The following is a 9,215-nucleotide window of genomic DNA, read 5'->3' as shown; positions in this document are numbered from 1 at the left end:
TTAAAATGCTGTGCTGCTTTTCGCACAGACATTTCATCTCGAATCATAATTTCTATGACTTTGTCTTTAAAATCTTTTGAATATCCCATATCTCTATTGTTCTATAGTTTTTAGGATTTGGCTATAACGATGCAAAAAACGCATCTCGTCCCAACGACATTTGCGGGATTTCCTGTGTGCATGACATTGGCTGACCGAGTGCAAAGTGACACGGATATTGCTCCTTTAGTAGCGATGCAAGACTATGCTCAAAGCATTGAAAAAATTCTGCATTATTCGGGGAAAGGTCGAGATATCTCAGATTTTCAAACTTTTCTGAAAGATGCTCAGCAGCATGGGGTAGAGAATTTACTCTTGCTCAGTGGCGATAAGCTCAAGCAGCATCAGGATGGGGCAAATGATCCGAGTTTACGGAGCCGTTATTTAGAATCGGTCAATCAAGTCATGGCAGCCAAAGACTTTGGTGGGTTTTATTTAGGGGTGGCTTTTAATCCGTTTAAATATGCAGAAGCAGAAAAGGATGCGCAGTATTTTAAACTGAATAAAAAAATTCAAGCTGGCGCTGACTATGTGATTACACAGTTGGGCTTTGACATGGATGTGTTGAGCAGTTACCAACACTATATGCAGCAATATTATCCACATGTACCTGTATTGGCGTGTGTCATGCCGCTGACATTTGCCCGTGCCCGCTTTATGGCCAAGCAAAAAGTTGCAGGCATCGTGCTTTCAGCAGATGTATTAAATTTTTTGCAACAAGAACAGCAAACTGATGCCATACAAGCTGAACAAAATGTCTATGCCCGATGCGCTTTACAAATTTTAATGTGTCAGCATTTGGGCTATGCAGGGGTTCATTTATCAGCTTGCCATAAAGTGGAAGAGCAAGAGAAGTTGCAAAAAGCAATTTTGCAATTTGCCACATTAACGTTTGAACAGTGTTTAGCAAAATTGAAAATGCTTTGGCGCTCTAGTGTAGATGTGAACTTCCACCCGACGGGCGCAAATAACCATAAAGCTCCAGTTGAACAAGTTTTGAAATATAAAAGTATGCATGTCATGCATGAGTTATTTTTTAGTTCAAAACTGGCCAAAGGGGTGGGATCTTATATTTTTGCGGCCAAATTATGGCAAAAACCGAAAGCTGATGCAGCCTTGCTGAAAACAGAATTTATCAGTAAACATGGCATCGTGGGCTGTGAAAGTTGCGGACAATGTCGTTTAGGTGAAACCTTGTATATTTGCCCAGAAACCTGCCCCAAAGGATTAGCCAATGGACCCTGTGGTGGCTCCAACCTTGACCGCTGTGAGTTTGAAGACCGTGAGTGTATACACTCGGTCAAAGCGCGGTTGGCGAAAGCCGTGGGTCAAGAAAAAATGCTGAAGCAAGAGCTCATCCCTACCGTTGCAATTGAAACTCGCCATAGTAGCTCTTGGAAAAACTGGTTTGTTCCACCGAATTCGTCACCAACAAAACAATAATTAACTTAAAGCATTATTCAGTCTGAAACCTTCATAAATGTGAATCTTTCAAGCGCTAATCATTCTAAAAATCAGACGAATAGTCGTATAAAAAAATGAAAAAGATGAAAGAAACAATTAAGATCAACAGCAGATGAAAATCAAAAATCAAAAATTAAAAATAGAAATTTGAAGAATTTGGGGAATACCACATGATGAAAAAGACCTGCTTAGGAATAGCTTTAGTTTTCACATTGTCAGGCACAACAGGCTGTTCAGTTGTCATGGCAAGTAAGCAGCCAAACAAGAAAAATACCGAAATGATTCAACAAGGGCTGTCTCGTAACTTGGTGATTGCTGAATTTGGCGCACCGATCACCTCTGAATATAAAAATGGCAAACGCCATGAAATTTATACCTTTACCCAAGGTTATTCGACTGCCAGTAAAGTGGGGCGTGCGTTTTGGCATGGTGCGGCAGATGTGGCGACTGTGGGTTTATGGGAGCTTTTCGGAACACCTGCCGAATCCGTTTTTAATGGAAAGAAAATGTCTTATGAATTGATTTTTGATGAAAATGGTCTTTTAGAACGTTATACCTATCTCACACAAGATGAGACCAAATAGTTGAATACAGAGATATTTTGATTGCATGCCGGTAAACAATTGCGCTAAGTTAAAATGGTAGAAAAATAAACGAATTATCCATTGGAATTTAGCAGGCATGATGCTACTTGAAGAAATATTTAAAAGTAAAAAGTCGGAACATACCGACCAATTTAATTTACGCATTCATCGAGGTTTAAGTTGGCTGAAAAAGTCAATTGATCTTCAAGATGATCTCGATTTGCAATTTATCAGTTTGTGGGTGTCCTTCAACGCAATATATGCGCAAGACTTACAGATTGCGCAGGACAAGCAAAGCTTAAGGCAGTTTTTATATGTGATCTGCCAAAAGGATGCAGAGCATAAAATCTACAATATTTTATGGGAACGTTTTAGTCAGCCGATACGGTTGTTTTTGGATAATCCCTATGTTTATCAGGGCTTTTGGGATTATCAAAATCAAAAAATTAGCCATGACGCATGCAAAGAGGGCCTGGCGCATGAAAAACAGAAAGTACTACGCGCGCTTAAAGAAAAAGATTCCGTTGATATTTTAATGGTGCTGTTCAATCGCATGTATACGCTACGCAATCAAATGGTTCATGGCGGCGCGACCTATAAAAGTTCGGTCAATCGCAAACAACTTCAAGATGGCTGCACAATACTGTTGGCACTCTTACCAGTATTTATGGTGATTCTTTTAGAAAATGCAGAAACCTTGGATTTAGGCAAACCCTTTTATCCTGTGGTGCAGGTCAGCTAATTTCAAAAAAATAAAGCCATAGTAATGTGACTTTAGAGTAATGATCCATACATTTCATTGTGGATATTTTAGTTGCCGCGCAGTATAGAGTTGATCGATCAATACAAAAAATCCAGCAGCAATGACTAAGGCTATCCCTGTCATGCAGGTGGTGGTCCAGCCGCCATGGTGCCATGCAAATACGCCCAAAGCTGAACCACATGCACCACCGACAAAATAAAAAGTCATGTAAATTGAATTGATTCGAGAACGTGCAATCGGGTTGAGCTGGAAAATAATATTTTGATTACAGCTATGCACCATTGCCAAACCTAGGTTGATTAAACCATAGCCCAAAATATAAAAGGCGAGGGACGATCCACCCAAATACAGCAGTCCCCAACTGAGGGCTAAGATGCTGCAACCGAGCCAAGTTAATTTTCGGTTGAAACCCATATCCGCCCAACGGCCAATCCACTGTGTCGAAAGGGCTCCAAACACACCAACTAAAGTCACAACACCGACCCAAACATCTGCCAATTGAAAAGGTGGCTCAGTCAGTAACATGGCAATGGTGGAAAACAGCATACTCATCGCAGCAAAGACACAGCCCCCAATTAGAGAACGGAAAATTAACCGTGGCTCATGTTTGAGTAATGTGCCCATGGATTGGAAAACTTGGCTGTAAGGCATGCGTGTGATGCTGACCACGGGCAGACGTTTTTTGAGTAAGACTGCTAATACCAACATCAAGAGCGCACTGAGGATGTAAATCGATTTCCAATGAAACAGATAGGACAATAAGCCAGAGAGACTGGTTGATAGCAGAATGCCGACCAATAACCCACTCATTAAAAAGCCAACAACAGCACCAATTTTTTCAGGTCGTATCGCAACAGTGACCAAAGGGATAAGAACCTGAGCAGCCACTGAAAATAGCCCCGTGATAATGGTTCCTGCCCAAAGCATGTATAGATTGGTCGAAAAAGCACAGAGGGCTAAACCGACAGTCGCACCAAGCATGAGTAATGGAATAAATTTGGCTTTATTCACAATATCGCCAATCGGCACAATAAACAGTAGACCCAAAGCATAAGAAATTTGCGCAAAGGTGACGGTTAGCGCCACCTCTGATTGTGGAATTTGAAAGCTTTGTTGGATGGAAGCCACTAAAGGTTGGCAATAATAATTGGCACCCGCACATAAACCACATGCAGCAGCCATAAGCCACAACAAGGTTTTATCATGGCTAATGTCGATCGAGGCTTTCATAAATTGTCCAGATATTTGGCGGAAGCGTATGCAAAGAATTTGCTGCCACGCTGTTGTGGTCACTATAAGGAAAATCAAACAGGTCTTAAAGTGTTTCTCTGTGAATAGATAGTATCCCAGCTCGCGATTAGGATTTCTTACTGAGACTGATCATCAAGACACCCAGCATATTCAGACCGCAACCGACCCATTGCCATAGGTTTAAGTGTTCATTCAACAACGCGACGGCCAGTAAAATCGTTAAAATGGGCCCGATAGAGGCAATCATGGCCGATTGTGCAGCCCCCAGTCGGACGATACTTTGCATCATCAAAATGGTTGGAAGCACAGTAACCAATAGTCCGAGCGCTAAACCATACAGCCAGACTTGACTCGGGAGTTGTTGGAGCAAGGCGATAGGCTGTGGTGTTGCAAATAGAAAATGAATAATCGTCCCAACGCAGGCAATGCTCAGGGCTAGACCGGTAAAGTGTAAAGAACCAAACTTTTGCATGAGGCCTGGCGTGAGTAATAAATAAATCGCAAATAACACGGCGCTGGCAAAAACCAAACTACATCCGAGCCAAAAGTACTGATCATGTGGTGTGGCATTTTGTTCTTGTAGCATCACTAAAACTGTCCCGCCATAACTTAAAATCAGGGCAAGGATGGTTTTAAAACTCAGTGGCTTTTTGAATAAAACAGCGGAAGCCAGTACAGTTAATGTGGGGTACAGAAAAAGAATAATTCGTTCAAGCGAAGCATTGATATACATCAAGCCACGGAAGTCGAGCCAACTCGAAAAGTAATAGCCGATTAAACCGGAAATGAGCAAGAGTACCCAATCTTTTCGTTGAATCGTTTGATAAGAACGTCGACTCAGCCATGCAATGACCAAGAAAAACGGCAATGCACTCATCATGCGTAAAGCCATGAGGACAGTGGCATCGACAAGAGGAGAAAGTGCATAGGCTTGCTTAATAAAGATCGCTTTGGTACTAAACAAGAAGGCAGCAATCAGCGCAAAAATTGCACCGATGAAGTGCGGACTAAGGTTTCTTGACATAAGTTAAGGTGTGCCTCATGACGACTGAACGAATTCGACAGCATTGATCCGATAAGTTTGAACTATCATTTTGATTATAAAAAATGCATCGTGTGAGTAAAAATGCAAAAAAAGAATAGTACTTATTCCTTTATGCATAAGGGATTGCTAGATAGAACATGAAAAACAGTGGAAGAAATGACCAATTTGGTTTTGAGATTTTTTAATCTAAACATGACTCGGCAGGTCAAATATATCAGGCTGAAACATTTAAGGTGAAAATTGCACACAAATGGTGCAATAGTGTTTTTTGGGGATAGAAAGTCAGTAGCGATATCATGATGCTAAATATTCAAAAAATTATTTTTTAGCTAAAAAAGTCAATTCTAAGACTTAAGGCGAAGCATCAGGTGGGGAGGGCAAGATCTCAATAAACCCGAAACGTGCGCAAAAATCCATCGAATATTCAAGCTGACCGATTTGACGAGACTGTGGCAGAAAAAAGTCAGTTTTCAATGCAGGTCAACACGTCAAAACTGTCAAACGAGTCAACGAGCTGATGCAGTCTGCATGAAAGAGTGGCTTTACCTGACTTAAGTCGATTTTTCACGACACGTTCAGGTCATTAGTTGTCGAATGAAAATGTCACAATGATCAACGCACTGAAACAATCTGCACTAAAACCAGCGAAATTATTTATGTTTTTGGTCTTAAGTAATATTAAAAAGTTATAAATGGAATAAAAATGAGTAATAAATCGACAAATAAAACTGAATAAATGAAATATCGCACTATTCTTTTCATGAATCATGAGTTCAAAATATGGGTATTTATTAAATAAATATTGGGTAGTATTTTAAAAAAGTTCAATTAGAATCCAAAAATTGTACAAAAACACATCCTGAGGGGAGACATCGCGGATTGCGATGTTTACTTAAGAAAAATTAGCTTGAGGAACGCTCATGCAGATCGGAATTCCAGCCGAAACTGTTGTCGGTGAAAATCGCGTCGCTGCGACGCCTGAAACAGTAAAGAAGTTGATCAGCGCTGGTCATAGCGTCGTTATTGAACGTGGAGCAGGGGTAAACGCTGCTTACATCGATAGTGCCTATGAACAAGTTGGTGCCAAAATTACGGATGATGCCTATACCGGTAGTCAAATGATTTTGAAAGTTCGTGCGCCTAAAGGTGACGAAATTCAAAAACTCACAGCGGGTACCACCGTTGTGGGGATGTTTGACCCTTACCGCAACACCGAACTTGACCAATTTGCGTCACAAAACGTGTCTGCATTTGCATTGGAACTTTTGCCACGGACCTTATCTCGTGCGCAAAACATGGACGTACTTTCATCTCAAGCCAACCTTTCAGGTTATAAATCTGTGCTTTTGGCTGCGGCAGAATATCAACGTATGTTCCCAATGCTGATGACAGCAGCAGGTACAGTGAAACCTGCACGTGTTGTGATCATGGGCGTAGGTGTTGCAGGCTTACAAGCTATTGCAACAGCAAAACGTTTAGGTGCCGTAGTTGAAGCAACTGACTTACGTCCTACAGCACGTGACCAAGTTGAATCTTTGGGTGGTAAATGGTTAGACGTACCAATGTCACCAGAAGAGCAACAAAAAGCAGCTGATGCTGCGAAAAATGGTTATGGCTGGATGCCGGGTGAAGACTACATTCGCGACCAAGCGATTATTGTTGATAAAGCCGTATCGAATGCTGACATCGTGATTACGACTGCATTATTACCGGGTCGTGACGCACCACGTTTAATCAAAGCAGAAACCGTTGCTAAAATGAAACCGGGCTCAATCATTTTAGATATGGCGGTTGAAACTGGCGGTAACGTTGAAGGTTCTGTTTGCGGCGAAAATGTCGTGACTGCAAATGGTGTGAAAATTCTCGGTATTCCAAATATTCCTTCAACAGTTTCGACTGAAGCGTCGGCACTATACGCACGTAACGTTTTGAATTTCATTGAAACCCTGTTTGATAGCGAAAAGAACTTCGCAATTAACCCTGAAGAAGAAATTCAAAAAGCACTACTTGTCACTCATGGCGGCCAAGTGCTGCTGAAACGTGGTTAAGGAGAATCATCATGGTTGAAACGATTACTATTTTTGTCTTGGCAATCTTTGTTGGTTACTACGTGGTTTGGGGGGTAACACCTGCGCTACACACACCATTAATGGCTGTAACCAATGCTTTGTCATCGATCATTATCGTTGGTGCGATGATTCAAACCGTTGGTATCCCAGGTATTGTGGATGCAAGCGTACAGTTCCAAAGCATTAACGTGGTGAGTATTTTAGGTGCGATTGCCGTTTTCCTTGCAAGTATCAACATTTTTGGTGGCTTTGCGGTGACTGCACGTATGCTTGAAATGTTCAAACCTAAGCAAAAGAAAAAAGAGGGTTAATCCATGGAATTCATTAAAGAATATGCGGATTGGTTCTACCTGATTGGTGCCGTTCTTTTTATCTTAACGTTGCGTGGTTTGTCTGGTCCAAAAACTGCGATTCAAGGTAACCGTTATGGCATGATCGCAATGGCAATTGCTGTAATTACGACATTCTTTGTCGCAGATCATCCAGTGATTTGGATGATTGTGGGTGCAATGGTGTTGGGTGCAGTCGTAGGTATTGCACGTGCAAAAACAGTTCCGATGACGCAAATGCCTGAAACTGTGGCACTGATGCACTCATTGGTCGGTTTGGCTGCGGTACTGATTGCGATCGCTGCAATTCTACATAACAACCAATTGACTGCGGCATTCGCAGGAAATGAAGCGGTATTAACAGCTGCGGGTGTAGAACATGCCCACATGAGCAAAGTTCATTTATTTGAATTGTTTGTAGGCTGTTTCGTTGGTGCGATTACTTTCACAGCGTCTGTATTTGCTTATGGTAAATTGGCTGCGAAGAAATGGGCAAAAACCATTTCGGGTGGATGGGTAAAACCTGTTCAAGCTTTAATTTTCCTTGCAATGTTAGCGTGTGGTATCTACTTCTTCACTACAGGCAACATGAATGCTTTCTGGGCAATGACTGTTCTTGCACTTGCATTTGGTTGGGTATGGATTGCACCTGTAGGCGGTGGTGATATGCCAGTGGTGGTATCGCTACTGAACTCATTCTCAGGCTGGGCTGCAGCAGGGATTGGTTTCACGCTTGAAAACAACATGCTGATTGTTGCAGGTTCACTGGTTGGTTCATCGGGTGCAATTCTGTCTTACATCATGTGTAAAGCCATGAACCGTTCAATCATCAACGTTTTGTTTGGTGGTGCAATGGGTGGTACAGCAGTAGCGGCGGCAGATAATGGTGAAAAAGCACAGCGTAATCACCGTTCAGGTTCTGCAGACGATGCTGGCTTCTTGATGTCAAATGCGGACAGCGTAGTGATCGTACCGGGTTATGGTATGGCGCAAGGTCGTGCACAAAATGCCGTGAAGGAATTGTGTGAAATCTTAAAAGAGCAAGGTGTAAAAGTTCGTTTTGCGATTCACCCTGTGGCAGGTCGTATGCCGGGCCACATGAACGTACTTTTAGCTGAAGCTGACGTTGCATATGAAGACATTCTTGAAATGGACGAGATCAACTCAGACTTCCCAGCAACAGATGTAGTACTGGTGATTGGTGCGAATGACGTTGTGAACCCAGCGGCAAAAGACGATCCAAGTTCTCCAATTTACGGCATGCCAATCCTTGAAGCACATAAAGCACGTACCATTATGGTGATCAAACGCTCTATGGCTACAGGTTACGCAGGTCTAGATAATGACTTGTTCTATAACGATAAAACGATGATGATCTTCGGTGATGCGAAGAAAGTTGTGGAAGATATGACAAAAGCCATTAATGGCGGTGGTCATTAATCCATATTGCCAAAGTCCCGCTGTGATAAAGCGGGATTGAGGAAGATTTAAACCACCTTCGGGTGGTTTTTTGTTTTCTTCGCTTTTATTTTCTTCGCTTTTGATTAATGAATGCTTCACACTAAAAGTGCACAAATATTTAGCGCATCAGGTGCTTGAATCAAATTGATGCGTGTTTTGAAACCAAGGTACAGATCGATGAGCTGTTTTGTTCCATTAAATTCGATCTCA

8 protein-coding genes are annotated in these 9,215 nt (G+C 41.9%); 6 read left to right on the top strand and 2 right to left on the bottom strand.

Annotated elements, in window-relative coordinates; genetic code table 11:
• Positions 1 to 129 precede the first annotated feature (129 nt).
• The 3 genes from FTU65_RS13810 (at position 130) to FTU65_RS13800 (ending at position 2,829) form a co-directional block, all read left to right on the top strand.
• Positions 130 to 1,482, top strand: coding sequence for a methylenetetrahydrofolate reductase C-terminal domain-containing protein (locus FTU65_RS13810; protein ID WP_180010919.1), 1,353 nt, complete (start codon positions 130 to 132; stop codon positions 1,480 to 1,482).
• Between the two features lie 194 nt (positions 1,483 to 1,676).
• Complete coding sequence (locus tag FTU65_RS13805; protein WP_180010992.1) at positions 1,677 to 2,087, top strand: hypothetical protein; 411 nt, start codon at positions 1,677 to 1,679, stop codon at positions 2,085 to 2,087.
• Between the two features lie 97 nt (positions 2,088 to 2,184).
• On the top strand, positions 2,185 to 2,829 hold the full coding sequence (locus FTU65_RS13800) for a HEPN domain-containing protein (protein WP_180004612.1): 645 nt from the start codon (positions 2,185 to 2,187) through the stop codon (positions 2,827 to 2,829).
• Between the two features lie 54 nt (positions 2,830 to 2,883).
• Here the strand turns inward: FTU65_RS13800 and FTU65_RS13795 are convergent, their stop codons facing one another.
• Positions 2,884 to 4,080 carry an MFS transporter gene (locus FTU65_RS13795; protein ID WP_180010921.1) on the bottom strand — a complete coding sequence of 399 codons (1,197 nt, stop codon included), beginning with the start codon at positions 4,078 to 4,080 and terminating at the stop codon, positions 2,884 to 2,886.
• Positions 4,081 to 4,207: 127 nt separating this feature from the next.
• Positions 4,208 to 5,125, bottom strand: coding sequence for a DMT family transporter (locus FTU65_RS13790; protein WP_180010923.1), 918 nt, complete (start codon positions 5,123 to 5,125; stop codon positions 4,208 to 4,210).
• Positions 5,126 to 6,066: 941 nt separating this feature from the next.
• Between FTU65_RS13790 and FTU65_RS13785 the strand changes: the two genes are divergently transcribed.
• Genes FTU65_RS13785 through FTU65_RS13775 form a run of 3 tightly spaced genes read left to right on the top strand, consistent with a single transcriptional unit; the run spans position 6,067 to position 8,984 of the window.
• Positions 6,067 to 7,194 carry a Re/Si-specific NAD(P)(+) transhydrogenase subunit alpha gene (locus FTU65_RS13785; RefSeq protein ID WP_111885447.1) on the top strand — a complete coding sequence of 376 codons (1,128 nt, stop codon included), beginning with the start codon at positions 6,067 to 6,069 and terminating at the stop codon, positions 7,192 to 7,194.
• Positions 7,195 to 7,205: 11 nt separating this feature from the next.
• Entirely contained in the window at positions 7,206 to 7,526 is a 321-nt protein-coding gene (locus tag FTU65_RS13780) for a proton-translocating transhydrogenase family protein (RefSeq protein ID WP_078191287.1), read from the top strand.
• 3 nt (positions 7,527 to 7,529) lie between these two features.
• Positions 7,530 to 8,984 (top strand): NAD(P)(+) transhydrogenase (Re/Si-specific) subunit beta, encoded by a 1,455-nt coding sequence (locus FTU65_RS13775; RefSeq protein ID WP_180010925.1) that lies wholly within the window; start codon positions 7,530 to 7,532, stop codon positions 8,982 to 8,984.
• The last annotated feature ends 231 nt before the right edge of the window (positions 8,985 to 9,215 follow it).

This window comes from Acinetobacter sp. YH12129 (assembly GCF_013418685.1).
Lineage (GTDB): Bacteria > Pseudomonadota > Gammaproteobacteria > Pseudomonadales > Moraxellaceae > Acinetobacter > Acinetobacter amyesii.
The sequence above is the reverse complement of the archived record's forward strand: the minus strand, read 5'-3'. Positions and strand labels throughout refer to the sequence as shown.